Source organism: Saccharopolyspora sp. NPDC000995, assembly GCF_053599315.1.
Genome location: NZ_JBSFLZ010000063.1, coordinates 1 through 26,507 on the forward strand (window position 1 = coordinate 1; position 26,507 = coordinate 26,507).

General features: G+C 68.9%; 24 protein-coding genes and 1 pseudogene. 13 read left to right on the top strand and 12 right to left on the bottom strand.

The window, feature by feature from the left end:
• The 3 genes from ACWDKQ_RS20455 to ACWDKQ_RS20465 all read left to right on the top strand — a co-directional run.
• Positions 1-566: glycosyltransferase (locus ACWDKQ_RS20455; protein ID WP_450140330.1), on the top strand; the 566-nt coding region annotated here is incomplete at its 5' end.
• Between the two features lie 6 nt (positions 567-572).
• Positions 573-1,526, top strand: a complete 954-nt coding sequence (locus ACWDKQ_RS20460; RefSeq protein WP_450140331.1) for an alpha/beta fold hydrolase — start codon at positions 573-575, stop codon at positions 1,524-1,526.
• On the top strand, positions 1,523-2,689 hold the full coding sequence (locus tag ACWDKQ_RS20465) for a glycosyltransferase family 4 protein (RefSeq protein WP_450140332.1): 1,167 nt from the start codon (positions 1,523-1,525) through the stop codon (positions 2,687-2,689). Before ACWDKQ_RS20460 ends, ACWDKQ_RS20465 begins: the two co-directional genes overlap by 4 nt.
• A gap of 162 nt (positions 2,690-2,851) precedes the next feature.
• Here the strand turns inward: ACWDKQ_RS20465 and ACWDKQ_RS20470 are convergent, their stop codons facing one another.
• Positions 2,852-3,289 carry a peptidase inhibitor family I36 protein gene (locus ACWDKQ_RS20470; protein WP_450140333.1) on the bottom strand — a complete coding sequence of 146 codons (438 nt, stop codon included), beginning with the start codon at positions 3,287-3,289 and terminating at the stop codon, positions 2,852-2,854.
• Positions 3,290-3,531: 242 nt separating this feature from the next.
• On the opposite strand from ACWDKQ_RS20470, the gene ACWDKQ_RS20475 reads away from it, so the two are divergent.
• Positions 3,532-5,187 carry an FAD-binding dehydrogenase gene (locus ACWDKQ_RS20475; RefSeq protein WP_450140334.1) on the top strand — a complete coding sequence of 552 codons (1,656 nt, stop codon included), beginning with the start codon at positions 3,532-3,534 and terminating at the stop codon, positions 5,185-5,187.
• A gap of 5 nt (positions 5,188-5,192) precedes the next feature.
• Positions 5,193-5,450, top strand: coding sequence for a YrhK family protein (locus ACWDKQ_RS20480; RefSeq protein ID WP_450140335.1), 258 nt, complete (start codon positions 5,193-5,195; stop codon positions 5,448-5,450).
• Positions 5,451-5,557: 107 nt separating this feature from the next.
• On the opposite strand, the gene ACWDKQ_RS20485 is transcribed toward ACWDKQ_RS20480, so the two are convergent.
• The 3 genes from ACWDKQ_RS20485 to ACWDKQ_RS20495 all read right to left on the bottom strand — a co-directional run bounded on the left by ACWDKQ_RS20485 (position 5,558) and on the right by ACWDKQ_RS20495 (position 8,449).
• Positions 5,558-5,959 carry a hypothetical protein gene (locus tag ACWDKQ_RS20485; RefSeq protein WP_450140336.1) on the bottom strand — a complete coding sequence of 134 codons (402 nt, stop codon included), beginning with the start codon at positions 5,957-5,959 and terminating at the stop codon, positions 5,558-5,560.
• A gap of 481 nt (positions 5,960-6,440) precedes the next feature.
• The gene (locus ACWDKQ_RS20490; protein WP_450140337.1) at positions 6,441-8,033 is read right to left on the bottom strand and encodes a solute symporter family protein; all 1,593 of its coding nucleotides are present in this window, start codon (positions 8,031-8,033) and stop codon (positions 6,441-6,443) included.
• A complete protein-coding gene (locus tag ACWDKQ_RS20495) occupies positions 8,030-8,449 on the bottom strand; it encodes a DUF485 domain-containing protein (protein ID WP_450140338.1) in 420 nt (139 codons plus the stop codon). Before ACWDKQ_RS20495 ends, ACWDKQ_RS20490 begins: the two co-directional genes overlap by 4 nt.
• Positions 8,450-9,157: 708 nt before the next feature.
• Here ACWDKQ_RS20495 and ACWDKQ_RS20500 point away from each other — a divergent pair.
• The 4 genes from ACWDKQ_RS20500 to ACWDKQ_RS20515 are packed head-to-tail and all read left to right on the top strand — an operon-like array spanning position 9,158 to position 13,818.
• On the top strand, positions 9,158-12,124 hold the full coding sequence (locus ACWDKQ_RS20500; protein ID WP_450140339.1) for a nitrate- and nitrite sensing domain-containing protein: 2,967 nt from the start codon (positions 9,158-9,160) through the stop codon (positions 12,122-12,124).
• 54 nt (positions 12,125-12,178) lie between these two features.
• Positions 12,179-12,619, top strand: coding sequence for a roadblock/LC7 domain-containing protein (locus ACWDKQ_RS20505; protein ID WP_450140340.1), 441 nt, complete (start codon positions 12,179-12,181; stop codon positions 12,617-12,619).
• 7 nt (positions 12,620-12,626) lie between these two features.
• Positions 12,627-13,208, top strand: coding sequence for a DUF742 domain-containing protein (locus ACWDKQ_RS20510; protein ID WP_450140341.1), 582 nt, complete (start codon positions 12,627-12,629; stop codon positions 13,206-13,208).
• Entirely contained in the window at positions 13,189-13,818 is a 630-nt protein-coding gene (locus ACWDKQ_RS20515) for a GTP-binding protein (RefSeq protein ID WP_450140342.1), read from the top strand. Before ACWDKQ_RS20510 ends, ACWDKQ_RS20515 begins: the two co-directional genes overlap by 20 nt.
• Before the next feature lie 77 nt (positions 13,819-13,895).
• On the opposite strand, the gene ACWDKQ_RS20520 is transcribed toward ACWDKQ_RS20515, so the two are convergent.
• Together ACWDKQ_RS20520 and ACWDKQ_RS20525 are read right to left on the bottom strand one after the other, a co-directional pair.
• A complete protein-coding gene (locus ACWDKQ_RS20520) occupies positions 13,896-14,711 on the bottom strand; it encodes an SAM-dependent methyltransferase (RefSeq protein WP_450140343.1) in 816 nt (271 codons plus the stop codon).
• Positions 14,712-14,788: 77 nt separating this feature from the next.
• Positions 14,789-15,895: a winged helix DNA-binding domain-containing protein gene (locus ACWDKQ_RS20525; RefSeq protein ID WP_450140344.1), complete on the bottom strand. Its 1,107-nt coding sequence runs from the start codon at positions 15,893-15,895 to the stop codon at positions 14,789-14,791.
• Positions 15,896-16,004: 109 nt separating this feature from the next.
• Between ACWDKQ_RS20525 and ACWDKQ_RS20530 the strand changes: the two genes are divergently transcribed.
• The gene (locus ACWDKQ_RS20530; protein ID WP_450140345.1) at positions 16,005-16,748 is read left to right on the top strand and encodes an SDR family NAD(P)-dependent oxidoreductase; all 744 of its coding nucleotides are present in this window, start codon (positions 16,005-16,007) and stop codon (positions 16,746-16,748) included.
• A 214-nt stretch (positions 16,749-16,962) separates the two neighbouring features.
• On the opposite strand, the gene ACWDKQ_RS20535 is transcribed toward ACWDKQ_RS20530, so the two are convergent.
• Both ACWDKQ_RS20535 and ACWDKQ_RS20540 read right to left on the bottom strand, forming a co-directional pair.
• A complete protein-coding gene (locus ACWDKQ_RS20535) occupies positions 16,963-17,103 on the bottom strand; it encodes a hypothetical protein (RefSeq protein WP_450140346.1) in 141 nt (46 codons plus the stop codon).
• Between the two features lie 168 nt (positions 17,104-17,271).
• The gene (locus ACWDKQ_RS20540; RefSeq protein ID WP_450140347.1) at positions 17,272-18,018 is read right to left on the bottom strand and encodes a dienelactone hydrolase family protein; all 747 of its coding nucleotides are present in this window, start codon (positions 18,016-18,018) and stop codon (positions 17,272-17,274) included.
• Between the two features lie 251 nt (positions 18,019-18,269).
• On the opposite strand from ACWDKQ_RS20540, the gene ACWDKQ_RS20545 reads away from it, so the two are divergent.
• Entirely contained in the window at positions 18,270-20,552 is a 2,283-nt protein-coding gene (locus ACWDKQ_RS20545; protein WP_450140348.1) for a molybdopterin-dependent oxidoreductase, read from the top strand.
• A gap of 73 nt (positions 20,553-20,625) precedes the next feature.
• Here ACWDKQ_RS20545 and ACWDKQ_RS20550 read toward each other — a convergent pair whose 3' ends face one another.
• Positions 20,626-21,699 carry a peroxidase-related enzyme gene (locus ACWDKQ_RS20550; RefSeq protein ID WP_450140349.1) on the bottom strand — a complete coding sequence of 358 codons (1,074 nt, stop codon included), beginning with the start codon at positions 21,697-21,699 and terminating at the stop codon, positions 20,626-20,628.
• Positions 21,700-21,861: 162 nt separating this feature from the next.
• On the opposite strand from ACWDKQ_RS20550, the gene ACWDKQ_RS20555 reads away from it, so the two are divergent.
• Positions 21,862-22,596 (top strand): TetR/AcrR family transcriptional regulator, encoded by a 735-nt coding sequence (locus ACWDKQ_RS20555; protein ID WP_450140350.1) that lies wholly within the window; start codon positions 21,862-21,864, stop codon positions 22,594-22,596.
• A 10-nt stretch (positions 22,597-22,606) separates the two neighbouring features.
• Here the strand turns inward: ACWDKQ_RS20555 and ACWDKQ_RS20560 are convergent, their stop codons facing one another.
• The 3 genes and pseudogenes from ACWDKQ_RS20560 to ACWDKQ_RS20570 all read right to left on the bottom strand — a co-directional run.
• Positions 22,607-23,014, bottom strand: a complete 408-nt coding sequence (locus tag ACWDKQ_RS20560) for a VOC family protein (RefSeq protein WP_450140351.1) — start codon at positions 23,012-23,014, stop codon at positions 22,607-22,609.
• 145 nt (positions 23,015-23,159) lie between these two features.
• Positions 23,160-23,540, bottom strand: coding sequence for a hypothetical protein (locus tag ACWDKQ_RS20565; RefSeq protein ID WP_450140352.1), 381 nt, complete (start codon positions 23,538-23,540; stop codon positions 23,160-23,162).
• A gap of 295 nt (positions 23,541-23,835) precedes the next feature.
• Positions 23,836-24,102 (bottom strand): annotated as a pseudogene (locus tag ACWDKQ_RS20570) (leucine zipper domain-containing protein); the annotation flags it as partial.
• A gap of 159 nt (positions 24,103-24,261) precedes the next feature.
• Between ACWDKQ_RS20570 and ACWDKQ_RS20575 the strand changes: the two are divergent.
• A complete protein-coding gene (locus ACWDKQ_RS20575; protein WP_450140353.1) occupies positions 24,262-26,034 on the top strand; it encodes a hypothetical protein in 1,773 nt (590 codons plus the stop codon).
• Positions 26,035-26,507 lie beyond the last annotated feature (473 nt).

Here is a 26,507-nt window from a genome sequence, read left to right on the forward strand (position 1 = left end):
TCGGACGGCTCGACGAGGAGAAGCACATAGACGACCTGTTGCGGGCCATGGCGCTGCTGCGCACCAAGACGCCGACGCGGCTTGAGATCGTCGGCAACGGCAGTCGCCGCGCCGCCTTCGAGCAACTCGCGGTGGAACTCGGCATCGCCGACCGGGTGCACTTCCACGGGTTCCTCAGCGACGACGATCTGCTGGACGCCTACGCCCGCGCCGACCTGTTCTGCATGCCCAGCATCGCCGAGCTGCAGAGCCTGGCGACCATGGAAGCCATGTCGGCGGGCACCCCGGTGGTGCTGGCCAACGCCATGGCCCTGCCGCACCTGGTGCAACCGGGCCAGAACGGCTGGCTCTACCCGCCGCGTGACGTGCCCGCCCTGGCCAGCGCGATCGACGACGTGATCAGCGACCGCGTGACGATCGACCGGATGGGCGCCGCCAGCGAGCGGCTGGTGTCCCGGCACGACATCGACGAGATCCTGGGCCGGTTCGAAGCGATCTACCACCACGTGATCGACCCGGACGGCGCCGTCGAGCTCGACGAAATCCGCACCGAGCTGGCGAGCTGATCCGGCATGACCACCCCGGAACTCCACCCCGCGGAGCGGGTGGAGCACATCGGCGGCGCCGAGCTGCACTACTGGGTCTACCGCGAGCACCTCGCCGAGGTCAGCGATCTGGTCACCGCGGTGGGCCCCGCAGTCACCCAGGTCGGTTCGGTCGTCCCGGTCGTCCCGGTCGAACCTGCCGACACGGTGCTGGTGGTGCACGGTCTGCGCGGTACCCACCACGGTCTGGAGCTCGTCGCGGCGGGCCTGCCGGACCAGCGCGTCGTGATCCCGGACCTGCCCGGATTCGGGGACTCCGGGCCGATGAGCGGGCGGCGGCACGACGTCGCCGGCTACGCGCAGGTCATCACCGAGCTCATCGAACGGCTCGGCGGCCGGACCCGGCCGGTGGTGCTGCTCGGGCACTCCTTCGGCTCGATCGTGGCCGCGCACGTCGCCGCCACATCGCCCGAACTCGTGCGACGCCTGGTGCTGATCAACCCGATCGCGACTCCGGCGCTACGCGGACCGCGAGTGGTGCTGTCCGGGCTCACGTCCGCCTATTACACGCTGGGCAAGCGGTTGCCGTTGCGGGCTGGGCATTCGCTGCTGAGCAACAGGTGGGTGGTGCTGGCGGCGAGCCGGGCGATGACGCGGACGAAGGACAAGCAGCTTCGCGGGTTCATCGACGCCAACCACCTCCGGTACTTCAGCCGCTTCCACAGCCCCGCCCTGCTCAGCGAGACCTTCGAGGCTTCGGTGACGCACACCGTGGCCGACCACGCCGACGCGCTCCGGATGCCGATCCTGCTGATCGCGGGGGAGTCGGACGAGATCGCGCCCTTGGAAGGCCAGCGCGCGCTGGCGGCTCGGCTGGCCGACGCCGAACTCGTGGTTATCCCTAACGTCGGCCACCTGGTGCACTACGAGACGCCGGGGCCGGCGTCCGAAGCGATCCGACGCTTCCTCGGAGCGCCATGAACGGCCCGCAGGAGGAAGGCAGCGGGCCCGCGGACCGGCATGCGGGTGCGGCAGGGTCGGTGGCGATGAACGTCGTCGTCGATGCGCGCTGGACGCGGACCGATCAGCACGACGGGATCAGCCGCTACGGCGCGAGCTTGGTCGAGGCATTGCACCACCTCCATCCGGTGACGATGTTGATCCATGACGATCGGCAGCTGCGGTTGCTGCCGTCCGGTGTTCCGCATGTGAAGGTCAACAACCCGTTCTCCCCGCGTGAGCTGTGGCTGGCGCGCACCCTGAACCGGCTCGGTGCGGACGTCGTGTTCAGCCCACTGCAGGTGATCGGGGGGTTCCGGCGCCGTTACCGGCTCGTCCTCACGCTGCACGACCTGATCTACTACCGGCATCCGCAGCCGCCGGGGTTTCTCCCGCTGCCGGTGCGCGCCGCGTGGCGGCTCTACCACAAGGCGTTCTGGCCGCAGCGGGTGATGCTCAACCGGGCCGACGCGGTGGTCACGGTCAGCGAGACGACCAGGAAGCTGATCGCGGAGCACCGGCTCACCGGGCGCCCGGTGACCGTCGTCCACAATGCGCCGTCCCCGCCGCCGGAGGACGACGTGCTCGATGGGGTCGAATCCGGCGCGGCTGAGCAACAGCTGGGTGGTCCGCGGGAGCTCGTGTACATGGGTTCGTTCATGCCGTACAAGAACGTGGAAACGTTGATCGCGGGCATGGCTTTCCTTTCTGGGTATCGCCTGCACCTGGTCAGTCGAGTCGCACCTGCGCGCGAAGCGGAATTGCGGGGACAGCTACCTCCCGATGTCGATGTCGTTTTCTGGCGGGGAATCAGTGAAAGCGATTACCAGGCGCTGCTGGGGAGGGCGAGCGCACTGGTCACCGCTTCTCGGGACGAGGGTTTCGGGCTGCCGATCATCGAGGCGATGAACGCGGGGACGCCGGTGGTTTGCAGCGATCTGGAGATCTTCCACGAGGTGACCGGGGGACACGCGATGTTCTTCGATCCGGGGTCGTCGAAGGACTTCGCCACGGCGGTGCGTGCCGTGGAGGATTCCCGTACGCGTGCGGATCTGGTCGCCTCGGCTCGTGATCAGGCGGCGAAGTTCACCTGGGCCAACTCCGCCGAGCGCCTGCTTGAGCTGATGCGGGACCTGGTCCGCTGAGTTCCTGTCCTGGCCGTTGCGTTGGACGGGCGTGGCTTTGCTCGGGGGTTCTCAGGCGTCGTCCCGGTAGGTCGGACACCTGAGTCGGGGGTTCCGGACGGGAACGGGGGTGGGATTCCGCCGGAGGCGCGCGCAACTCGGTTCAGGAAGGTATCTCGGCGGTCAGTGCGACCAGATTTTGATCGCTCGAGCGACGTATGTCGTCCGCGGTGTTTGGGAACCCGTTGGGTACGTGGCGAATTCCGCACCGGTGTCGCAATCAGGGTCCTGGTAGACCGTCACCGGATGACCGGTGTTGTTCACGAAGGACCGCACCTCCACGTCTAGCCGGAGCTGGACGCACTGCTCCAACGTGGTCGTCTGAAGGCCGAGCTCGTGCGCCTGCCCGGCGTACTCCTCCTCCGGGTAGCTGCAAAAAGTTCCTGCTGCACAAGGCTTTTCCGGTGGTGTGGCGTACGCGCCCCCCGAACCGACAGTGATCGCGGTGAGGGCGAACAGCGCGGGGACGACTATGCGCCAGACGCCGGTCCGCCCGGTCCGACACCAGGAGGACGACCGGGAGCCGACGCGAAACGGCGCGGCGAAAGCGAACTTGGACATGCGAAAATCCCTTCGTGAGCGGATAATGAGTGGACAGCGGCCGGAATCGGCGCACTGGAAACAAGATTCCCGAAACCCGGATCGGAATGCCAGCGAATTTGCTGGATACGCCCCGACCGGGTGGATTTCCGCGCGTGGGGAGATATTGCGGTGCCGCACTGGAACGGCCCGGTGGCTGTCGAAGCACCTGCGGCTGCGGTATACAGGCATCCGGTTACCACTCGGTAGTGCGGAGGTCGGCAATGACGTTGGACGCTGATGTCATCGTGGTGGGGGCCGGCCTGGCCGGCCTGGTTACCACCGCTGAACTGGCCGACGAGGGCCGCCGGGTGGTGCTGGTGGACCAGGAACCCGAGGCATCCCTGGGCGGCCAGGCGCACTGGTCGTTCGGCGGTCTCTTCCTGGTCGATTCCCCGGAACAGCGCCGGTTGGGCGTCCGGGACTCCCGCGAACTGGCGCTCCAGGACTGGCACGGCTCCGCCGGTTTCGACCGGCCCGAGGACCACTGGCCCCGGAAGTGGGCGGAGGCCTACGTGGACTTCGCCGCAGGAGAGAAGCGGGCTTGGCTGACCGCGCAGGGCGTGCGGTTCTTCCCGCTGGTGCAGTGGGCCGAGCGAGGCGGCTACCTGGCCACCGGGCACGGCAATTCCGTGCCGAGGTTCCACATCACCTGGGGCACCGGCCCCGGCGTGCTCGCGCCGTTCATCCGCAGGGTGTCGCAGGCGGCCGAACGAGGCCTGGTGTCGTTCCGGTTCCGGCACCGCGTCAGCGGGCTGATCACCAGCGGCGGCGCGGTGACCGGGGTGCGCGGCGAGGTGCTCGCGCCGAGCTCGGTGGAACGCGGACAGCCGAGTTCTCGCGACGTGGTGGGAGATTTTGAGCTGCTCGCGCAGGCCGTCGTCGTCGCATCGGGCGGCATCGGCGGGAACTTCGACCTGGTGCGGCGGAATTGGCCCAAGCGCTACGGCCCACCGCCGAAGAAGATGATCGCCGGGGTGCCCGACCACGTGGACGGGCGAATGCTCGAAGTGGTGTCCCGCAGCGGCGGGCACATCATCAACCCGGACCGGATGTGGCACTACACCGAGGGAATCCGCAACTATGCGCCGATCTGGAGCAAGCACGGCATCCGGATCCTGCCCGGCCCGTCGTCGCTGTGGCTGGACGCGGAAGGGCGGCGGCTGCCCGCGCCGCTGTTCCCGGGCTTCGACACTCTCGGCACGATGGAGCACATCGCGAAGACCGGCCACGAGTACACGTGGTTCGTGCTCAACCGGTGCATCATCAGCCGTGAGTTCGCGCTGTCCGGTTCCGAGCAGAACCCGGACCTGACCGATCGCAGCCTCCGCAAGCTGTTGCAGCGAGGCGGCGGTGGCACCCCGGCTCCGGTCGCCGAATTCGTCCGCCGCGGCCCCGACTTCGTCGTCCGGCGCACCGTTGCGGAGCTGGCGCGCGGGATGAACGACCTGGTCGGCGACCAGCTGATCGACGCCGCCGCGCTGGAGCGCGAGATCGTCGCCCGCGACCGCCAGGTGGAGTCGGGGCTGGGCAAGGACGAGCAGATCATCGCCATCCGCGCGGCCCGCCGCTTCGTGGTCGACCGGATGATCCGGGTCGCCGAGCCGCACCGGCTGCTGGACCCGGCCGCCGGGCCGCTGATCGCGGTGCGGCTGTCCATCCTGACCCGCAAGACGCTGGGCGGGCTGGAAACCGACCTGTCCGGTCGGGTCCTGCAGGATTCGGGTGAGCCGCTGCCCGGCCTCTACGCGGCCGGCGAGGTCGCGGGATTCGGCGGTGGTGGCGTGCACGGGTACCGGGCCTTGGAGGGAACCTTCCTCGGCGGCTGCCTGTTTTCCGGTCGGCAGGCCGGGGCAGCGGCCGCCGCTGCGCTGGGATAGCCCTTGTGACCTGCGGAATCTGCCGGATTGCGCGGACAACCGGATTACGCGAGATCCGGCCGAGTCGAGCCCGTGGGCGCTACGGATCGGGCGCGAAGAGCCGCAGATCCGGGAAGCGGTACGAGGTCGTCAGCATCGTCAACGAGTTCCTGATCGCGATCTGGTTCATCGCCGGCGGCCTGCTGTTCTTTCCACGAAGACACGGCGACCGCGGGCAGCTGGCTGCTTCTGCTGGGCAAGACGCGTCGCGGTCCGGTCGGTGATCAGGCTCGCCCGGCACGTGCGTCTGCGGCGGTTGCGGCCGGTCGGCCTCCGGGGATCGGGCCAAAATTTCTGACCCTGCGGTTCCCCGCGTCCGAATGCGGTTCCATCAGAGGTAGCAACCGCTGACGAATCCGCTGACGCGGGTCCGGCGATTCGTGATGTCGAACCATTCCGAATTCGCCGATCCGTCCGGGCAGCGGACGGATTCCCCACTGAGCGCCCCGCGTATGGTGGCGTTGTCTCGGGGATTTCCCACGCCGCGCGCGGAGGCGGCGGTATTGGGTGCCGAGCGGATCCGAACGCCGGGCTGGCGGAAGTCACTGGTCCGGCCGTGCGAGGCCTTGTCGACCAGTTCGACCAGGCCGTTGTTGATTTCGGCCGCGATGGTGGCGGCCTGGCCGCCCAGCCCGGACACGGGCAGGACGGCGGCGGTGACCGCAGCGAGCAGGGCATTTCGAACCGTTCGCATGGAATCCCCCCCGATACGCCCTGCCAGGTCGCTCCCCATTGCCCCCTGCTATTGCTGAAGCGTCCTTTTGGCGGGCAACTCCAGTTTATGGAGAATTGCGGTCGACCGGCAGTATCCGATTGGGTAGAGCGCAATTGTGAGCGGTCGGTGACTCGCGGCGATCGGGGCCAACGGCGAACCCCACCTGTGGGTTAGTGCAGCAGCGGTACTGATGCGGTGCGTGCCGACGAGAACGCCTCAGCATTCGTCTGCGAAGTGCCGCAGCCGCTTCCAACGGCCGCCCCAACTGCCGCCGCGTAGCTCAGCTTGACCGGCCGAAGCTGTCGCAGGCGCCGCAAGGAGTCCGGCCGACGCAACATGCACCCGCTGCGGGTGTTCGGGCGTCGTCTGGCGTCTGGCGTCTGGCGGGAACAGTCCCGATGCCCGCTATTGACCGCAAGTCGGGGATCCCGCGGTCCAGGCGCCATCCGAGGTTTCGCTGCCCGTACCGCCAGGCAGAACGAGTCTGGAAATGCTGGGCTCAGCCGGCGCGGGAGCCGATGCCGGTCAGGGAGCGGACCTCCATCTCCGCGAGGCGCTCCTCGTCGCCCGAGTCGCGGCCCACGAAGGTTCCGATGATTCCGCAGATGAATGATACCGGGATGGACACGATGCCAGGGTTCTTCAACGGGAAGAAGGCGAAGTCCATGCTCGGGAGGATCGAGTCCGGCGAGCCGGACACCACCGGGGAGAAGATCACCAGCAGCAGGCAGGAGCCGAGCCCGCTGTAGATGCTCCACAGCGTGCCCGTGGTGTTGAACCGCCTCCAGAACAGCGAGTACAGCAGCGTGGACAGGTTCGCCGAGGCGGCGAACGCGAACGCCAGGCCGACCAGGAACGCGACGTTCTGCCCGATGACGAGGATGCCGCCGAGGATCGAGGCGATGCCGATCACCAGCGCGGTCAACCGGGCTACCTTCACCACCGAGTCGGAGTCGATGTCGCCGCGGCGGATCACGTTGGCGTATACGTCGTGCGCGAACGACGCCGATGCGGTCAGCGTCAACCCGGCCACCACCGCCAGGATCGTGGCGAAGGCGACCGCGGCGATGATGCCCAGCAGCACCGTGCCGCCGATGCGGTACGCCAGCAGCGGGGCCGCGGAGTTCTCCGCACCCGGTGCGCCCAGGATCGCGTCGGTGCCCACCAGCGCGGCGGCGCCGTAGCCGATGACCAGGGTGCAGATGTAGAACACCGCCACCACCCAAGTCGCCCAGACCACCGAGCGGCGGGCCTCGCGGGCGTTGGGCACGGTGTAGAACCTCATCAGCACGTGCGGCAGGCCGCCGATGCCGAGCACCAGGGCCAGCGACAGCGACACGAAGTCCAGTTTGGTTAGCTCGGACTTCCCGTACTGCACGCCGGGGGCGAAGATGTCGCGGCCGTGCGGGTTGTTGGCGGCGGCGTGCTGCAGCAGGTTCGTGACGCTGTAGCCGAACTTTCCGAGCAGGAAGACCGTGATCATCGCTACGGACAGCAGCAGCAAGGCGGCCTTGATGATCTGTACCCAGGTGGTGCCCTTCATGCCGCCCACCAGCACGTAGGTGATCATGACCGCGCCGACCGCGGCGATCACCAATGCTTGACCGAACTTGCCGTGCACGTTGAGCAGCAGCGCGACCAGACCGCCCGCACCGGCGATCTGGGCGATCATGTAGATGATTGTGATGGCCAGCGTTGAGGCGGCCGCCGCGGCCCGTACCGGGCGCTGGCGCATCCGGAAGCTGAGCACGTCGCCCATGGTGAAGCGGCCGGTGTTGCGGGTGCGCTCGGCGAGCAGCAGCAGGTTGATCAGCCAGGCGACCAGGAAGCCGATGGAGTACAGGAAGCCGTCGTAGCCGTAGGTCGCGATCGCCCCGGCGATGCCCAGGAACGACGCTGCGGACAGGTAGTCGCCGGAGAGCGCGATGCCGTTCTGCAGCCCGCTGAATGAGCCGCCCGCAACGAAGTAGTCGCTGGAGGTTCCCCGGTTGCTCACCCGGTACACGATGAACAGTGTGATCAGCACAAACACCGCGAAGACGCTGGTGTTGATGATCGCGCTGCCGGCCGGGATCAGCTGCGGCTCATTCACTGGTCGAACTCTCCCGCGTCATGTCGGATCCGGTCGACCTCGGGGTCGATGCGGCGGCGGGCGAACCGGACGTAAAGCGTGGTCAGGCCCACCGTGGTGATGAACTGGCCGATGCCCATGACCAGTCCGACGTTGATCTCGCCGATCAGCGGTCGGGCCATGAATTCCCGGGCGTAGGCGGCGATCGCCACGTACCCGATGTACCAGATCAGGAAAAACGCCGTAGCCGGGAAAACGAACCATTTCAGCCGGCGGCGCAGGGCGCGGAATTCCGCGCTCTCCTGGATAGCGATGAAATCGGTGGGCTCGTTAGTAGCGCGAACGGAGCTCTTGTCGATTCCGCCGAAGGCCGCCCGCGGATTTCCGGGCTGGTCGCGCTGGCTGCCGCGCAGCGCGGATTGAGTTGCGTTGCTCATGCATCCTTCCTGGAACTTCGCGGTTGGCCCGCTGGGCCGAGGCCTGGCGGCGGGGAATTCTAACGACTTCTCGCAGGTGATCAACAGTGTGGTGGTCACCACTTGGTACCGGATTCCGAGACTACTGGTCGGCGGTCCGCGGGTTGCGGAGAGGCGGCGTCTCCGCGCTTGGTTACTATCTGGTATTGCCAGGTCAGCGGTCCGGCCTTGCGGCGGCGATCTTCCTGACCAGGCATTATGGGGGCCTCGTGGCCGAGATTGAATACCCTCTCTAGGCTGAACGAGTGAAAAAAGACGTAGTGGGCGAAGATGGGGCTGACCACTCGGCGTGACACCGCCTGTTTGTCGTAGCGGAATGGGGAAAAGGCCCCGGTGCTATCACGGGTTGCGGGGCTTATAGTGCTGAGGCATTGAAAGACAGTCGCGCGATCCGAAAGGTCACGGTTCGGTACCAGTGTTCGCAATGCGCCAACCGGGGGCGCTCGTTGTTACGCAGAGTGCATTCGAGTCCGCATGGGTAGGATGCAGTATCATAAGGCGTTTCCGGTTGCCGGGTGGTGCTCGACCACGGCTGGATTTCACCCCAGATAGCTCAGACGACGATTGCGGGACCGCACGCATGCGCCGTTTTCCAACGCATTGTTCGCCCGAGGTCCAGACCGCGACTGACCTGCACAAGAGTCCTGGCTCGCAGCCGGGAGCGCGGTCGTGACGGCGGGCCGGTTCGGGCGCACCCGCGACGCCGTGGTGCACTGGCGCAACTGGTCGCTGCCGACGAAGCTGGCCGCGGTCGTGCTGGTGCCAGTGATCTTCGCGATCACGCTCGGTATCGGACAGATTCGGTGGCAGGTCGACAAAGCGGCCGAATACGACCTCGTCGAGCAGGTGCTGAACACGGTCGGCCGGGTCGACCCGCTGGTCGTCAGCATCCAGCAAGAACGAAGCCGCGCGGTGGAGTTCCTGGTCGGCGACCGCGAGTTCGGCCCGATCGAGGAGCAAGCGGCCGCGGTGGACCGGGTCGCCGCCGACCTCGGGCAGCACCTCTCCTCGTCCGACGTCGCCACGGGGATCGTCGCCGACCGCTACGGCGAACTCCGGCCGCTGCTGGACGGGCTCGGCCAGCTCCGCCAGCAGGTCCGCGACCACCGGATCGGCGAGGCCAAGGCGATCGACGAGTACACCCGCGTGATCAGCTCGGTGCTGGCCCTGGACCGCGCGCTGAGCAGCATGGTCGCCGACCGCAGCCTCTCCAGCACGGCGACCGCGCTGCAGGAAATGATGGGCCTGACCGAGGAAGTGCGTTTGCAGCAGGCCTGGGTGCTGACCGGGCTGACCGAGGGCGAGCTCAAACCCCTCGCGCTGGAGAGCCTGAACGGCTCGCGCGCCCGGTTGCAGAGCAAGATCACCGATGCTCGTAGCACCGTTGCCGCGAACTGGCAACAGCGGCTGGACCAGACGCTCACGGCTCCGGCGATCATCGACCGGGACAACATGCTCCGCGCGATCATGACCGAGAGCACCGACAACGTCTACTCCGGTGGGTTCTCGGTGAAGCGCGACGCGTGGAACTCCGGCACCGAAGTCTCGGTCGCGCTGATCGACCAGGAGCGCGGCGATTTGGCGGCTGACGTCCGCACCACCGCTTCGCGGCTGGAGGACGAGGCCAGCAGCGCCGCCGGTTGGGATTCGGTGCTGCTGCTGTCCGCGCTGATCGCAGCCGGCGCGATCAGCGTGGCGATTGCGCGGCAGCTGCTCGGTTCGCTGCACGTCCTGCGCAGCAGCGCGCTGGACGCCGCGGAGTACGAACTGCCAGCGGCGGTGGCCAGCATCCGGGAGGGTAGGGTCGCGGACGCGGTCGTCGAGCCGTTCCCCGTGGACACCACCGACGAGGTCGGGCAGCTGGCCCGTGCCTTCGACGAGGTGAATCAGCAGGCGCTGCGGCTCGCGGTGGAGCAGGCGGACCTGCGCCGCGGCTATGGCGAGGTGTTCGTCAGCATCTCCCGGCGCAGCCAGAGCCTCCTGGAACGTCAGCTGCGGCTGTTCGAGCAACTGGAGCAGGACGAGGAGGACCCAGACCAGCTCGCGCGGTTGTTCCAGCTGGACCACCTGGCCACCCGGATGCGGCGCAACAACGAGAACCTGATGGTCCTCTCCGGCAGCGACCTGGCGCGCCGCTTCACTCAGCCGACCGGCCTGGCGGACGTACTGCGCGCCGCGGTTTCCGAGATCGAGCAGTACCCGCGGGTCGTGGTGCAGCCGCCACCGTCGGTCAAGCTGCGCGGGCACACCGCCAGCGACTTGGTGCGGCTGGTCGCCGAGCTGTTGGACAACGCGGCGAGCTTCTCCGCCCCGGACACGACCGTCACGGTGTCCAGCTACCAGGCCGGTGACGGCACGGTGGTGCTCGACGTGCTGGACCAGGGCATCGGGATGGGCCACGAGGAGCTCGCTAGGGCCAACGAACGGCTGGCACAAGTGGACGAGGACGACCTCGCCACCTCGCGCCGGATGGGGCTGTTCGTCGCCGGGCGCCTGGCGGTACGCCAAGGTGTCGGCGTCGAGTTGCACGGCGGGCCGGACGTCGAGGGCGTCCGGGCGACGGTGATGATCCCGGCCGAGCACGTGGTCTCGGTCGAGTCCGGGCCTGCCTTGGTGCCCCCGGCGGCGGCGCCGGGCCAGCGCAACGGGCACCCGCACACCGACCTGCCGACCTCCGGCGTGCTGCCGCGCCGCGACGAGCAGCCCGTGGTGGCGCAGGACAGTTCGCCCTGGCAGGAGTCCGCTTCGGCGAGCCTCTTCGAGTCCAGTGTCCCCGATCGCGAGGACTCGCCGACGGCGCGACTGTTCGACGCGCCGATCGACGTCCCGCAGCAGCCGCGCGCGATGTCGTCGGACCTGGGTGTGGACTGGCCGGATGCCGAGCCGCCTGCGGAGCGGCCGGCGACCGAGTCGCCGGTTTTCACCGAGGTCTCCACCCAGTGGTTCCAGCCGGCCAGCGAGAACCCGTACCTGAAGTCGCGGGACGAATCCGGCGAGGTCAGCTGGCCCAGCGCGGAGGACGACGAACTCGCCGCCAGCGCGGGTTTCCAGCAGAACTCGAGCTTCCTGGCGCGCGACCGGCAGGCGGAGGAGCCGTCGTTCACCTCGTCCGGGCTGCCGCGCCGCGTGCCGCGCGGCCAGTCGGCGGCGGATCCGGCGGCCGACAAGCCCGCCCGCAGCCCAGAGGACATCAGCCGGACGCTCGCCCACAACGGCTTCCAGTCCGGGTACCGGGCGAAGGTGCTGGCGGAGACCTCCGAATCGGGCTCGTGTATGCAGGAGCCCAGCGGGCAGGATTCGTGGGCGTCGGAACCGGCGGGATTGGACGACTGGGGTTTGGCGCCTGCCGAGCCCCAGCAGCGGGTCCCGGACACTTCCCGAGGCACCTGGAGCTTCGCCACCGATAGGGCGCGAGAGGCGGCGGAGGCCGCGGCGAACTCGGAGCCGACTTCGTTCACCCAGGCAGGTCTGCCGCTGCGGACCCCGAAGGCGCACCTGGTGCCTGGCAGCGTGGCGGATCCCAAGCCGCGGGAAGCCACGACGTTCCAGCGTGACGCGGATCAACTCCGCGGGCGGCTGGCCGACTTCCAGAGCGGTGTCAGTCGTGGTCGGCATCGAGCAACCGACGAGGGCTGACATGGAGTCTGCAGCGCCAAGGCGTGATCACCTCGGCGACGAACAGGAGGTTGCATGACTGCTCAGGAGATGATTTCCCGCAGGTTCGGCTGGCTGATCACCGACTTCACCGAGCGCGTGGCCGGTGTGGCGCACACGATCGTGGTGTCCGCCGACGGCCTGGTGCTGACTGCTTCGGCAACGCTGCCCAGGGACCGGGCCGATCAGTTGGCCGCGGTCGCATCCGGGCTGCTGAGCCTCACCCAGGGCTCGGCGAAGTGCTTCGAGGCCGGGCGGGTGGTGCAGACCATTGTTGAGATGCAACACGGCACCTTGCTGCAGATGGGCATCAGCGACGGCTCCTGCCTGACCGTGCTCGCCGCCCCGCAGTGCGACATGGGGCTGGTCGCCTACGAGATGACCATGCTCGTGGAGCGCGTCGGTCAGATGCTCACGCCGGAGATCCGGTCGAAGCTGCAGGCAACGCCGAACGCGTTCACCGGCCAACTGGTGTGAGGATGCGATGAGTGGACGCTCGGAATATCCACGACAGGGCCGAAGACGGGACAATTCGGGGGACGACAGCTTCGCCCACGTCGTCAACGGGTTCACCTTCGGCAGCGGTCGCAAGCGCAAGCGCGGGCGGGATGAGCCGCAGGAGCAGTACGCCGAGCATTACGAGGACCAGTACGAGGACGAGTACGACCAGTACGACGATGATCGGCACGAGGGGTCCTACCCGGACGATCCGGTCGAGCCGGAGGCACCGGCCGCGTCCAGCATCCGGTCCTACACCTGGACCGGCGGGCGCACCAGGTCGAACCACCAGCTGGAATTGGAAACCCTGGTCTCCACCGGCGAGATTTACCAGCCAGGCGCGGCGGTTCGGCTGGAGCATCAGTCGATCGCCGAGCTGTGCCAACATCCCAGATCGGTGGCGGAGGTGGGGGCGCTGTTGTCGGTGCCGATCGGGGTGGCCCGCGTGCTGCTCGCCGACATGGCCGAACTGGGGTTGATCACCGTGCACCAGACGGTGAGCGAAAGCGGTAGCGCACCACACATGGTGTTGATGGAAAGGGTTTTGAGTGGACTCCGTCGGCTATAGCGCGCCCCGACTCGGCTCCGCGCCGCCGCAGGCCGCCAACCGGGGCGGCATCGCGTCGACCTCGGCGAAGATCGTGGTCGCGGGCGGTTTCGGCGTCGGGAAGACGACCTTCGTCGGCTCGGTGTCGGAGATTGTGCCGTTGACCACCGAGGCGGTGATGACGGAGGCCAGCCGGGGCGTCGACGATCTCGGCGCGACGCCGAACAAGACCACGACCACGGTCGCGATGGACTTCGGCCGCATCTCGCTGGCCAACGACCTGATCCTGTACCTGTTCGGCACACCGGGCCAGCAGCGGTTCTGGTTCATGTGGGACGACCTGGTGCGCGGCGCCATCGGCGCGGTCGTGCTGGTGGACACCCGGCGGTTGGCCGACTCGTTCTCGGCGATCGACTTCTTCGAGGACCGCGGGCTGCCATATCTGGTCGGGGTGAACTGCTTCGACGGCCAGATGCTGCACTCGATCGAACAGGTCCGCGAGGCGATGGCGATCGGCCCCCACGTGCCGATCGGGCCGTGCGACGCCCGGGACCGGGAATCCACCAAGCGCACCCTGATCGGGCTGGTCGAGCACGCGATGCGCCACTGGACGACCCGCCAGCCCGGCTGATCGGCGGAGGGGCTAGGGCGTAGGGGGCCGTGAGTCTTTTGGGCTGCTAGGACTGCCCAGGAGGCTCACGGCCCTTCTCATACCTTGCGGGCGACTCCGCCGACGAGGTTGTACTCGGCGTCGGACGGCTCGGTGAGGCGCGGGCCGTCGGGCCACCAGTCGAACAGGTAGGTCAGCCCGGGTTCGACCATCTCCAGGCCGCAGAACAGCGCCTGGATCTCCTCCCGGGTGCGGTAGTAGCAGCTGCCCATCATCGAGTTGAACCGCACTTGGGACTCGGCCGCGAGCTCGGCCCGCGAGCTGCCGTCGGCCGGGTCATGCAGGTGCGAGATCGCGAGGTACGAGCCGGCGGCCATCGCTGAGGTGTAGGCGGACATGATCGCCTTCGGGTCCTCGTCGTTGGCGACGTGGTGCAGGGTGTTGCACTGGATCAACGCCACCGGGCGGCTCAGGTCCAGGTACTTCGTCACCGTCGGGTTCCCCAGGATCTCCGCAGGATTGCGCAAGTCCGCGACCGCGAAGTGGGTGTACTCGTTCTCCTCCAGCAGCGCGCGGCCGTGCGCTGCGACCGACGGGTCGTTGTCGATGTAGACCACCGTGGCCTCGGCGTTGAGCCGCTGCACCGCCTGGTGGGTGTTCTCCGCGGTCGGCAGGCCGGAACCCAGGTCGAGGAACTGGTCGATGCCGGCCTGGCCGGCCAGGAACCGGATCACGCGGATCAGCCACGCCCGGCACTGCCTGCCGACCTGCACTGCCTCCGGCGCGATCTCCAGGATCTGCCGCAGGACCGCGCGGTCCACCTCGAAGTTGTCCTTGCCGCCGACGAACGCGTCGTAGACCCGCGCGATGCTGGGCTTCGTAATGTCGATCTGCGGCCTGTCAGCATTTGCCATGGGAAGGGTCCGCTCGGTCCGGGGTAGAAACGATCACGAGCAGGGTAATTCCGACACGGCGACGGGTAAACTCCGCGTCACGCGGCGACCGAGGTGATCTGCACGTTGTGGTCGGCGGCGTCCGGCTCGGCGAACTGCAGCAACCGTCGGCCCTCCAGCGCCACTGCGTCGGCGTCATCTTCGGAGAACTTCCGGTACGGCTCGATCAGCAGCGTCGCAGTGTCCTTCCGGCGGTCGAGCCGCCAGGTGCCGTGCAGGAAGCCGTCGACGAGGATCGTGCCGGGGAGCACGGCGTTGTTGACGCTGAACAGGCGTTTGCGGTCGGCCTCGTGCATGACCCGGCTGCGATCCTTGTGCGAGAGCAGCACGTTGTCGAACGGGGCCAGGAAGCGTGGCGGACTGGGGACGTCGGGGCCCGGGCGCGGTGCGGCGGGCAGGTCCAGCAGCTGGCGGCCGTTCTCGTCGCGGAAAGTCCGCAGGTCCAGCCGGGGCACGACCTCCTTCAGGCCCCTGAGACCGGACCAGGCTTGCATGTCCGCGATCGTGGCAGGGCCGAACGCCGCGAGGTAGCGGCGGAGCAGGTCCTCCAGCGAGGGTTGGGCTGCCAGCGGTCGCCCGAGCCAGGTTTCGGCCGTCGCAAAGGTCGGTTGGCCGCTGCAACCCCAGACGGCGCGCGGCGGGATCTGCACCAGCGGGAGGAGGTTGCGGAGCGCGAACGTCAGCGACGCCGGCTTCCGGTCCGGCCACCGCTCGGCGAGCAGCGGGCCGAGCTGAGCAGCCGTTCGGGGCTGCTCGTCGAGCAGTTCCCGGCCCAGCGCAGCGATCTCGGCGTGGTCGATGCCCGCGATCTCGGCCCGGTGCTGGGTGTTCGTGCGCACCGCGCCGTCCATGATCGGCTGCACCAGGGGGCGCAGGCGCAGGCAGTCGGCGGCGGAGACCAGGTGGACGGTGCCACGCATCAGCACGATGCGGACCACGCTGCGGTCTAGCAGGCGCCGCGCCAGGTCGTCGGGTTGGAACCGCGCGAGGCGCGTCCACAGACCGAAGTAGGGCGGGAACGGTGCCTGCGCCTGCATTCCGACGAGGTGGTCGATCGTCTCCACGGCGGACCGCTGCGAACGCCGCAGCAGCAGCTGCCGCTGAAGGGTCGCGCGGTTGAGCTCGCGGAGGCCGAGCACGGTCATGGTTCTCCCTTCGCCTGGCGAACCCTATTCCGCCGGGCGGACATCCGGGTTTTCCTCCGCACCGCGCCGGCGTGAACCGGGCCGACGGGCCGGTGGCAGACTTGCGGCGATGAGCGGAGCGGTATTGGTCCTCGGGGGCCGCAGCGAGATCGGCGTCGAGGTGGCGGTGCGCCTCGTCAAGAGTGGACACGGCACCGTGGTGCTTTCGGCGCGGCGGTCGGCGGACTTGGACGCCGAGGAGGCCGTGCTCCGAGAGGCAGGGGCTACCGACGTGGTGCGGGTGGAGTTCGACGCCGCGGACGTCGACAGCCACGCCGAGCTGCTCCGCGGCATCGTCGACCGGCACGGCCCGATCGACGTCGCGGTGACCGCCTTCGGCGTGCTCGGCGACCAGGAGCGGGCCGAGCGGGATGCGGCGCACGCGATCGACATCGTGCACGTCGACTATGTCGCGCATATCAGCGTGCTGACGCACCTGGCGAACCTGCTTCGCGAGCAGGGCAGCGGCAAGATCGTCGCGTTTTCCTCGGTCGCTGGGGTGCGGGTGCGGCGGGCGAACTACGTCTACGGGTCGGCGAAGGCCGGGCTCGACGGATTCGCCAACGGTCTTTCCGACGCGCTGGTCGGCAGCGGCGTGGAGCTGCTGATCGTGCGGCCCGGGTTCGTCATCGGGCGGATGACCGGGGGCATGAGCCCCGCGCCGTGGTCGAGCACGCCGGATCAGGTCGCGGATGCGGCGGTCAACGCGCTGCGGCGGGGACGTCGTGTGGTGTGGGTACCGCCGATCCTGCGCTGGGTGTTCGCGGCGATGCACCTGGTCCCGCAGGCGATCTGGCGCCGCATGCCCCGCTGAAGTTCCCGCTGGTCACTTGCCGTGAGATAGCAAGGCGCGGTCCCGCGAAACGAATGCGGGTCGCGGTTCCCGCCGTCGTGTGGCCGCAATTTCCATTGAGCCTTTCCATCCTGGTCGATCCGCAGCCGCGACGCTTGAAGTCCTACGACGCGAGGTCGTCGCATGCGCCGCGCCGCAAAGTACGCACGGGCTCTCAACCGTGGAGATGTGCCCGTCACGCTAGGTCGTGGGTGGTCGCTTCGATGGCGAGCAGGTCGCGCAGTGCCGCGGTGCCTGATGGGGTGAGGCGGACCGCGCGGCCGGTGCCGATGCGCTTGACCCAGCCGTGGGACGCGATCGACGTGCCGATCAACATCCTCTAGCAGCCAGGCCAACGCATCGAGCACCTAGCAGAGCTCGGCGTTGCGCGCATCAGCATGGGCTCGCAGCCGCGCCGCGCTGCACCCGCTGTCGCCACGGCACGCGGCATTCGCGCGGGTGCGGCCGTGGCGGTCGGCATCCCCGATTATTCGACTGTGCAGGGCTACGCGATCGGTGGTGGCCGTCGGCGGGGTTCCGGCGGCTTCCAGTGACCTCCGTCCGGTCCGGTCCAGCGCTCGACCCCGGCTCCGAGGTAGGTGCGGAACCACGCCGCGGCGAGTTCCGCGACCCGCTCCAGCGCGCCGGTCTCTTCGAAGAGGTGACCGGCGTGCGGCACGATCTCGATCTTGACGTCGGTCAGCGGCAGCGACGTGAGCAGTTCCGCCGCCTGCCGGTTGAGGTTGAGCACCTCGCGGTCGTCGCCGCCGACGATCAGCAGCGTCGGGGCCTGCACCGAGGCCAGGCCCTCGCCGCCGAGGTCCGGGCGACCACCGCGCGACACCACGGCGGCGACGCGGTCGGGGCGCCGGGCGGCGGCTTTCAGCGCGGCGGCCGCGCCGGTGCTGGCGCCGAACAACCCGACCGGCATCTTCGTGGTGGTAGACCACTCGGCGAGCTGGTCGATGGCGGGCACCAGCCGCTGGGCGAGCAGTTCGATGTCGAAGCGCAGTTCGTGGGTCCGCTGGTCGAACTTCGCCTCCTCCGGGGTGAGCAGGTCCAGCAGCAGGGTGCCGAACCCGGCGTCCTGCAACGACCCCGCAACCGCGCGGTTGCGGGGGCTGTGCCGGGAACTCCCGGAACCGTGTGCGAACAAGACCACCGCCCGGGCAGGCGGTGGCACGACGAGATCCCCTTCCAGGTTTCCCCTGGGGGTCTTGACGATCACCGGCTCGGTTGCGACTTGAACCATGTGAGCCTCCTCCAGTTCCGCAAGCTCCGGCTACCCCGGCACGCGGACAGCGACACGCCCGCACAGTCGCCGACTGTCCCCTCTCCGGACAGGCCGCGAGAGGATCGGTCCCTGTCGGGCCGGGTACTGCGTCCGGCCGGTGCTGACACCCTTGCTCCGCCCGGCGCAGGGCTTCGGTGCGCAGCGTTGGTTTGCGACGATGCTGCTGACGATGCATCGCGTTCGGGTGGTGGAAAGCGGAGGTGCCAGGCTTGGAACGGGTTGGGGTGGCCATGTACCGACAGCAACTTTCGCATTGGGGCTCATTCACCGCGGCAACAACGCCGGATGGCCTCGACGTGGTCGCCGACCCGGGCGATCCGGACCCGGCACCGCTGCTGCGCAACGTGCCCGCCGCGCTCGACGAGCGGGTGCGAGTGCTCGCGCCGCACGTGCGCAAGGGCTGGCTGGAGGGGCGGGGCGAGCGCGGCCGGGACGAGTACGTGCCGGTCAGCTGGGCGGAGGCGGTCGAACTGGCGGCAGGCGAGCTGGACCGGGTCCGCCGCACCTGCGGGAACGAGGCGATCTACGGCGGTTCCTACGGTTGGGGCAGCGCGGGCCGGTTCCACCATGCGCAGAGCCAGGTCCACCGCTTCCTGAACGTAATCGGCGGCTACACCCGTTCGGTGAACTCCTACAGCTTCGGCGCCTCCACGCCGCTGCTGCGGCACATCGTCGGCAGCGACGACCCGATCAGCCGCCCGACGGCGTGGCCGGTGCTGGCCGAGCACACCGAGCAATTCGTCTGCTTCGGCGGCATCCCGGCGAAGAACTCGCAGGTCAACTCGGGTGGCATCAGCAAGCACGCGGTGGCTGGGCACCTGCTCCGGGCGCGGGAGCGCGGTGCCCGGTTCACGTTGATCAGCCCGCTGCGCGACGACCTCGCCCCGGAGCTCGGCGCCAGGTGGCTGGCGCCGGTGCCGGGCACCGACACCGCGCTGATGCTGGCGCTGAGCCATGTGCTGGTCGAATGCGGTTGGCACGCTGAGGGATTCCTGCGCACGCACTGCGCAGGGTTCGACGAGTTCTGGAAGTACCTGTCGGGCAAGGTGGACGGAGTCACAAAGAGTCCACAGTGGGCGGCGGAGATCTGCGGCATCGACCCGGCCACCATCGTCGAGCTCGCCGAGTCCATGGCGACGCGGCGCACGATGGTGACGTTGAGCTGGTCGATGCAGCGGGCCCGCTATGGCGAGCAGGCGCTTTGGGCGGGCATCGCGCTGGCCTGCGTGCTCGGGCAGGTCGGTCTGCCCGGAGGCGGATTCGGCCACGGCTACGGCTCGATGGCCGGCATCGGGGCGCACCCGCTTCCGTACCAGCTGCCGACGTTGCCGCAGGGCGAGAACCCGGTGCGCGAGTACATCCCGGTCGCGCGAGTCGCGGACATGCTGCTGACTCCTGGCCAGGAGTACGAGTACGACGGAGAGCGGCGCCGGTACCCGGACATCCGGCTGGTGTATTGGGCGGGTGGGAACCCGTTCCACCACCACCAGGACCTGGCGCGGCTGACCGAGGCGTTCCGCCGACCGGAGACGGTCATCGTGCACGACCCGTTCTGGACGGCGACGGCCCGGCACGCCGATATCGTTTTCCCGGCCACGACCACGCTGGAGCGCAACGACCTGGGCTGCGCACGGGAGGACCGTGCGCTGATCGCCATGCACCAGGTGGTTTCCCCGCTCGGGGAGTCCCGGTCGGACTTCGAGATCTTCGCCGCACTGGCAGAAGAACTGGGGCTGGGCGAGGAGTTCACCGAGGGCCGCGACGAGTGGGCCTGGCTGGAGCACCTGTACGAGCAGTGGCGGCAGAGGTTCGACCCCGGCCTGGACTTCCAGCAGTTCTGGGAGGCTGGCCGCATCGAGTTGCCCGGCGGGCCGGACGACCAGGTGCTCTACGACCGGTTCCGCGCGGCCCCGGACACGCACCCGCTGCCGACGCCGAGCGGGCGGATCGAGCTGTTCTCGCAACGGATCGACTCCTTCGGCTACGCAGACTGCCCCGGGCACCCGACCTGGTTGGTCCCGGAGGAGTTGGAGGTCCCGCCGGGCACCGGCGAGTTCCCGCTGTTCCTGGTCGCGAACAACCCGGGGACCCGCTTGCACAGCCAGCTCGACCACGGCGCGACCAGCGCGGAATCCAAGCTCCACGACCGAGAACCGCTGCGCATCCATCCCGCCGATGCGCAGGGCCGAGGACTGTCGACAGGGGACATCGTCCGGATCAGCAGCGCCACGGGCAGTGCCCTCGCGGCGGTCGTGATCAGCGACGACGTCCGCCAGGGTGTGGTCCAGCTCGCGACCGGCGCCTGGTTCGACCCGAGCGCCCCCGAGGTCGCGACCTGCATCCACGGAAACCCGAACGCCGTGACCCGGGACATCGGAACATCTCGCCTGGCCCAGGGCTGCACGGGGCAGCTGACCAGGGTAGAAGTCCGGCGCCACCAGGCCCCGCTGCCACCGCTTCGAACCCGAACGCCGCCGATCGCTTCGAGCTAAACGTCCCCGCACCCCAGTTTTCCGCAATTTCAATGAAAATTGGGCCTTCGATTTCCATTGAAATTGCGGGGTTTCAGGCGGCCGCGTGGCCGAGGGTCATCAGCAGCCGATTGTTCCAGGCGAACATCGCCGAGACCGCGACGAGGTCGCGGACGGCGTCGACGTCGAGCCCGGCGGAGTGCAGCCGCCGGATGTCGGCGGCTGCCAGCGCCGCCGGGGTTCGGGCCAGGGCGCTCGCGGCGTCGACGACGGCGCGTTGCCGCGGATCCGCCACGGCGGCCGGACCGGCCGTCGCCAACGCGACCGCAGTGATCTGGTCACCGGAGAACTGAACCTGACGGCGGCCGTGCACCGCGGCGCAGTACTCGCAACCGTTGATCAGTGACGTCGCGAGCGCGGCTAGCTCGCGGTCTGCGCGGTCCAACGCGCTGGTCCCGGTGGTGATCGCGTTGTGGAGCGCGGTCCGCTCGGCCAGTACCTGCGGATCGTGCCGCAGGGTCAGGTGGAACGGGGTCGACTCGGTGTCGGACTCTGGCGACTCGGCCGCCGGATCGACCCACGGAATCCAGCGCAGCACCGGGAACGCCTCGGCCGGGGTCGGCAGCTCACAGCCGTCGGCGGTGGCCCCGGCCTCGATGGCGTTCACCGGCCGGGCCGGAACCGGCCCGTCCCCGGCCTGCTCGACCAGCGACAAACCGAGCAGCAACCGGACCCGGTAGCTCACGTACGCGACGACCTGCGAGGCGGCGACCACTTGGGCGGAGCTGAACCCCTGCGCCCGCAACTCGGCGATCTCGTCGAACCCGGCATCGGCCGGATCGAGCGCAACTTGCTCGCAGTGCGCGAGCAACGCCTGCAACGAATCCGGAAGCTCGGACCAGCGCTCGACGTCCCGGACCGCGTCGGCAGCGCCGTCACCGGCCAGCGAATCGAGGTGGTCGGCCAACTCATCGGCGTATTCCCCGTGCTCGTTCACCAACGCGACGCGCAACGCGATCCGAGCGCGGTCGGCGTGCCCGAGCACGGACTCGTCCGACGGGCGCAGCACGGCGGCATCAACGCTCGCGGTGAGCTCGCGCACGTCCGGCCGGAGCGCGGCCAAAGCCTCCTCGGTTCGGCTGACGCGCTCGCTGACGACAGTCGTCATAAGCATCCAATCCAGCTAGAACGGCTTCTCCCAAAATAGTTTTCCACTGCGCGGACCTGGTCGTGATCGTGCCCACGTCGTCGGGGGCAGCGGCCGTCGGAGCAGCCACGACTGCCTTGGTGCCATGATTGCGTCGGCACGTGGGAGCATCAGGGGGGAAGCATGGGCGACGATGCGGTGCCCGCACGGCTGCGTCGGCTCTGGCGCGTTCCGGTCACGTCGCGGCTGGGGCGACCGGCGGAGCTCGACGTGGACCAGGTGGTGCATGCCGCCGTTGATCTGGCGGATCAGCACGGGCTGCTCGGGGTCACGTTGCCGAAGATCGCCAAGGAACTCGGCTTCACCACCATGTCCCTCTACCGCTACGTCGGCTCGAAGGACGAGTTGTTCGTCCTCATGCAGGACTTCGCGATCGGCGCGCCCCCGGAGATCACGCCGTACGACTGGTGCGACGGCCTGCGGGAGTGGGCCAAGGCCGAACGCCGGATCACCCACCGGCACCCGTGGATGGCCCAGTTGCCCGTCTCGGAGCCGCCGACCGGACCGAACCAGGTCGCCTGGCTGGAAGTGGCCCTGCGTGTCCTGCGCCCCACCAAGCTCGACTGGTCGCAGAAGATCGGTGTGATCATGCTGCTCAGCGGCTACGTCCGGCATTCGACGGTGCTGTCGGAGGAGCTTGAAACCGGTCGCGGCGACATCGACGAACCCGAGGCGACCCGCCGATACGGCGCGAGCCTGGCGAAGCTGATCGACCCGGACACGTTCCCGGAAGTCGCCGAAATGCTGGCCGCCGGCCTCTTCGAGGCCTCCCCGGGCCCGGGGGAGGACCCGGCGGAAGACCTGGACTTCACCTTCGGCCTGGACCGGATCCTCGACGGAGTCGCCGCCCTGACATAGGGGGTCCGCATCAGGGCAGGTTGAGCTGCCAGGAGACCCCGAAGCGGTCGTTCAGCCAGCCGAACTTGGTGCTGAACCCGTAGTTGTCCAGCGGCATCAGCTCCTGGCCCCCTTCGGCGAGGGCGCCGTGGAGAGCGTCGAGTTCGGCTTCCTCGCGGCAGTTGACGAACAGCGACATCGACGGGGTGAACTTGAAGGCGTGCGAGACCGCGCTGTCGATGCACATGAACTGCTGGCCGAGGATCGTGAACGTGGCCAGCTGCACGGTGCCTTCGTCGCCGGGGCCTTCGGCGCCGTAGCGGCTGATGGCGAGGATCTCGCCGTCGTCGAACAGTGACGTGTAGAAGGTCATCGCCTCCTCGGCCTCGCCTTCGAACATCAGGAAGGTCGTAATCCGCTGGGGCTCCGGAGGGGTCATCTTGGCTGCTCCCTTGAACGACGGTTCGCCGCAATCCTGCCACTGGTCCTGACTTGCGCAGTTCAGGACGCCTGTCGGGCCGCTGGCGCCGCTGCGGCGCTCGGATGCGCGGCCTCGCTCGTCGGCGCGAGCAAGGCCCCGACGGTCAGGGCCGGCGAGGGCGATCACGGCCGCGATCGCCCAAAGCAGGATCTGCCAGCTTCGGTGAGTTGCCGGCCAGGAAGTCGTGCTGCGGCCCCGCCAGGTTCCCGGTCGCCACCTGGCCGGCCCGGTCGCCGATCCGGCCGGTCGAAACGCCGATCAGCATCGAACCGAACAGCGCGAGCACCAGCGTTTGGGAGCAGCCGCGGACCGTGTTCAGCAGGCCCGCCGCCATTCCGGTGCGGGATTGGGCGACCTGGTTCATCGCCTGCGCGTCGATGAGTCCGGTGGCCAACCCGACCCCGATGCCGACCGCCGGCAGCGGGCCGAGCAGTTGGCCCGCGCCGATCCCGGGGTGCAGCAGGCTCAGCCAGGCGTTGCCCACTCGCGATCAGCAGCGGCCCGGCGATGGGCAGTACTGGACCACCATGAACCAGTTGCCGGTGGTCGGGCCGAAGCTGCCTTCGCGTTTCGGTCCGATGATCACGGCCAGGCGCAGCGCGGGCACTTTCGCTCCTCCGGATCGGCCTGGCGCGGTTCGAAGTCCGACCAGTCGTGGTCGCCGTCGGCCTGGCGGGCGCCCGCCTGCGGCCACGCGCGGTGGCCACCAGGCCGGTGAGGCCCGCGCAAGCCCGTGCTCGGCCTCGCGGCGGCGGGCCCGCCGGCGGTGGCTAGTAGCCGGGGCCCGGGTCGCCGTAGATCCGCAATTCCACAATCCGGCGCACCACGTGCACGGGCGTGCGCGTCGGGCTGTGATGCGGCCGTGAGCTGCGATCAGCCATGCCCGCCGCGGCCTCGGTCCGGTAGCGCTGGGCCCCGCGGCTTGGGCGAGACCACGAACATCCTGGCCGCCGAGGCGACGGTCCAGCACCGCTCGACGATCAGACACGCCAAACCGCAGACGTGCACGCGGAGTGCGGAGTCACCGCAGCGTTAGCGTGGGACACGGAGGCCTCCTGGTCGTGAACGTGGTCGTGAACGTGGTCGCAATAATGAGTCCGGAAACAGGCTCGACGGCGCCTCCAATCACTCACGGCTGATCAAGTGCGGAACCTGGGCCGCCGGGCCTTGTGCCCTCACCCGGGCCGGGGCCGTACGCTTCGGGTATGGAGCGCGACCCGGTCAAGAGCTTGCTGCCCGAACTGGCGGAGTGGGCTGAGAAGCAGGAACAACCGGTGCACGGGAACAGCCACGACGCCGAGGTATTGCTCCGGCTGCTGTACGAGCACGCGGGGCTGGCCGATCTCACGGAGCTGCGACCGGCGGATCTCGACGAACTGCTGCTTGAGCTGTTCCCCCTGAAGGTCGCCGTCGAGCCGGGCGAGGATCTAGCCGAGGTGATCGCGACCCTCCGCGACCTGCTGAGCTTCGCTGGGGACACGGGCCGTATGTCGGCGGAGCAGGTCGACGGTCTGCGACGGAAGGTCGACGAGATCGAGCCGCGGTTCGCCGAGACCGCGATGGACCCGGCGAACTGGGGAGGTGCCCGTGTCCTCGAAGAGGCCCTCATGGCCGAGGGCGTCGACCCGACCGACGAGACCGCGGTGGCCCGCTGGGTCGGCGAGGCCGCCGAATCCCTCGGTGAAACGCAGCCCTACGACCTCCGGGAAGAGCTCGGGCTGCCCGACCGGCTGCCGCCGCTGCGGTTGCCGTCGGACGAAGAACTCGCCGCCGCGGCGCGGCAAAGCCCGTTGCTCGACCGCGCGCGGCGACTGGCGGCGCGTACGGTCGCCTGCCCGATCGAGGCCGGTGAGTTGAGGGTCGTCGACACCGTCGACATCGCGGAGGAACTCGGCTTCCCGGTTCCCGACGCGGTGGGAGGGATGGCGGACATCCCGGAGCTGGCGAAGCTGTGGGAATGGGCGGCCGAGCTGGAATTCATCGACCCCGGAACGGAAGCGGTCGAGCTCGGTCCGACCTTCGAAGACTGGCCGGACGGCGACGACGAAGGGGTGCTGGACGTCTGGGCGGACGCGCTGGGGCTGCTGCTGGAGGAGATCTTCCAGGACGAGTGCTCCGAGCTCGATCTCGACGACGTCGCCTTCTACGCGATGGTGTCCTTGTTCCTGGCCCGCAGCGAAGGCGCGTCCGTGGCGGAGGTGCGGGACATGATCCGCGAGATCGCCGTGGATGAATCCACTTCGGACGGCGCGTGGGACTCCTGGGTCCAGCGGTGCGGCGATCCGGCGGAGCGGCTGCTCGCGACCCTGGTCGACCTGGGTGCCGCGCAGATCGACCAGGCCGTCGCGCGCCTCACCCCGCTCGGCCAGTACACCTTCGGGGGCGCGTTGACCGACGGCGGCGTCGAGGTTCCGCTGCTGCCGCCGGTCGAGGAGATGGGCGCCTTCGACCTGGTGGACTTCGCCAAGGGCGCGACCGACGAAGAGCTGGACGCCGAGACCGAGGCCTGGTTCGCGGTCCGCGGAGCCGCCGCCGCCACCGACGACCTGCTGACCGCCGCGGCCGAGGGCGAAGCGGAAGACCGGATGATCGCGGTTGCCATCGCCGCGCCGCTCGCCGAAATCGCGACGCAGCGGTGGCGGCAGGCGCTGGACGAACCGATGCTGCAGCCTTACGCGAAAGTGACGCTCCACCAAATGGATCCGTCCGAGGAGCTCGAATCAACGGTGACCGACGCGGCGCGGTTGCTCACCGACATGCTCGCCGCCGCGCTCGACTCGGTTGACCTCGATGAGCTGCCCGAGCTGCTCGCGGAAATGGTGCCCGCCGGGCAGGAGCCGACGATTTTCGAGGAGATGTGGCGCCTGGACCACCCGGCCGTCCGTGATGTCCTGACGCTGATCGGCGACCGGCACCCGGACAAGAAGATCGCCAAGGCCGCCCGCAAGGCAACCTTCAAAATCCCCCCACCAGCCTGATTTTCTCGAGGTGAAGGGCACCACCCTTGATCGGCATAGCCGACGGCATAGCCGCTCAAGGGTGCCCCTCACCTCGTCACCGGACCGGGTGGTCAGGCGGCGTCGAGGAGGATCTTGCGGAAGTCACCCGGGGCGTCGGCCACGATGTTGTGCCCGATCGGCAGCGGCCTGACGTGCCACGCCGGGTCCTCCCCGCAGGCGCTCGTAGGTCGAGGTGAACGGGGTGTTCTCGAAATTGGCGAGGTACGCATACTCGCGGCGCGGAACCTGGTCGAGCGCATCGGTGAGCCGGATCCCCTGCGCCAGCGTGGCGGGCGGATGCGGCGTCGCCCGCAGGCTCAGCACCGGCAGCGGTGCCACCGAGAAGCCGTCGGCCTTTGACCCGTTCAGGTACCAGTCGCGCCAGACGCCCCTGGTCAGGAAGAAACACCGAATCTCCGTCCTGGGGCACGAAAGCGTCGACGTAGACCGGG

Bases quoted from the DNA above. Each gene is read 5' to 3' on its own strand.
- ACWDKQ_RS20530 (WP_450140345.1), top strand. From the start codon at position 16,005: ATGAGCGGAGCGGTATTGGTCCTCGGGGGCCGCAGCGAGATCGGCGTC.
- ACWDKQ_RS20470 (WP_450140333.1), bottom strand. From the start codon at position 3,289: ATGTCCAAGTTCGCTTTCGCCGCGCCGTTTCGCGTCGGCTCCCGGTCG.
- ACWDKQ_RS20520 (WP_450140343.1), bottom strand. From the start codon at position 14,711: ATGGCAAATGCTGACAGGCCGCAGATCGACATTACGAAGCCCAGCATC.
- ACWDKQ_RS20465 (WP_450140332.1), top strand. From the start codon at position 1,523: ATGAACGGCCCGCAGGAGGAAGGCAGCGGGCCCGCGGACCGGCATGCG.
- ACWDKQ_RS20560 (WP_450140351.1), bottom strand. From the start codon at position 23,014: ATGACCCCTCCGGAGCCCCAGCGGATTACGACCTTCCTGATGTTCGAA.
- ACWDKQ_RS20485 (WP_450140336.1), bottom strand. From the start codon at position 5,959: ATGGGGAGCGACCTGGCAGGGCGTATCGGGGGGGATTCCATGCGAACG.
- ACWDKQ_RS20505 (WP_450140340.1), top strand. From the start codon at position 12,179: ATGACTGCTCAGGAGATGATTTCCCGCAGGTTCGGCTGGCTGATCACC.
- ACWDKQ_RS20525 (WP_450140344.1), bottom strand. From the start codon at position 15,895: ATGACCGTGCTCGGCCTCCGCGAGCTCAACCGCGCGACCCTTCAGCGG.
- ACWDKQ_RS20550 (WP_450140349.1), bottom strand. From the start codon at position 21,699: ATGACGACTGTCGTCAGCGAGCGCGTCAGCCGAACCGAGGAGGCTTTG.
- ACWDKQ_RS20555 (WP_450140350.1), top strand. From the start codon at position 21,862: ATGGGCGACGATGCGGTGCCCGCACGGCTGCGTCGGCTCTGGCGCGTT.
- ACWDKQ_RS20460 (WP_450140331.1), top strand. From the start codon at position 573: ATGACCACCCCGGAACTCCACCCCGCGGAGCGGGTGGAGCACATCGGC.
- ACWDKQ_RS20495 (WP_450140338.1), bottom strand. From the start codon at position 8,449: ATGAGCAACGCAACTCAATCCGCGCTGCGCGGCAGCCAGCGCGACCAG.
- ACWDKQ_RS20475 (WP_450140334.1), top strand. From the start codon at position 3,532: ATGACGTTGGACGCTGATGTCATCGTGGTGGGGGCCGGCCTGGCCGGC.
- ACWDKQ_RS20510 (WP_450140341.1), top strand. From the start codon at position 12,627: ATGAGTGGACGCTCGGAATATCCACGACAGGGCCGAAGACGGGACAAT.
- ACWDKQ_RS20535 (WP_450140346.1), bottom strand. From the start codon at position 17,103: ATGTTGATCGGCACGTCGATCGCGTCCCACGGCTGGGTCAAGCGCATC.
- ACWDKQ_RS20540 (WP_450140347.1), bottom strand. From the start codon at position 18,018: ATGGTTCAAGTCGCAACCGAGCCGGTGATCGTCAAGACCCCCAGGGGA.
- ACWDKQ_RS20575 (WP_450140353.1), top strand. From the start codon at position 24,262: ATGGAGCGCGACCCGGTCAAGAGCTTGCTGCCCGAACTGGCGGAGTGG.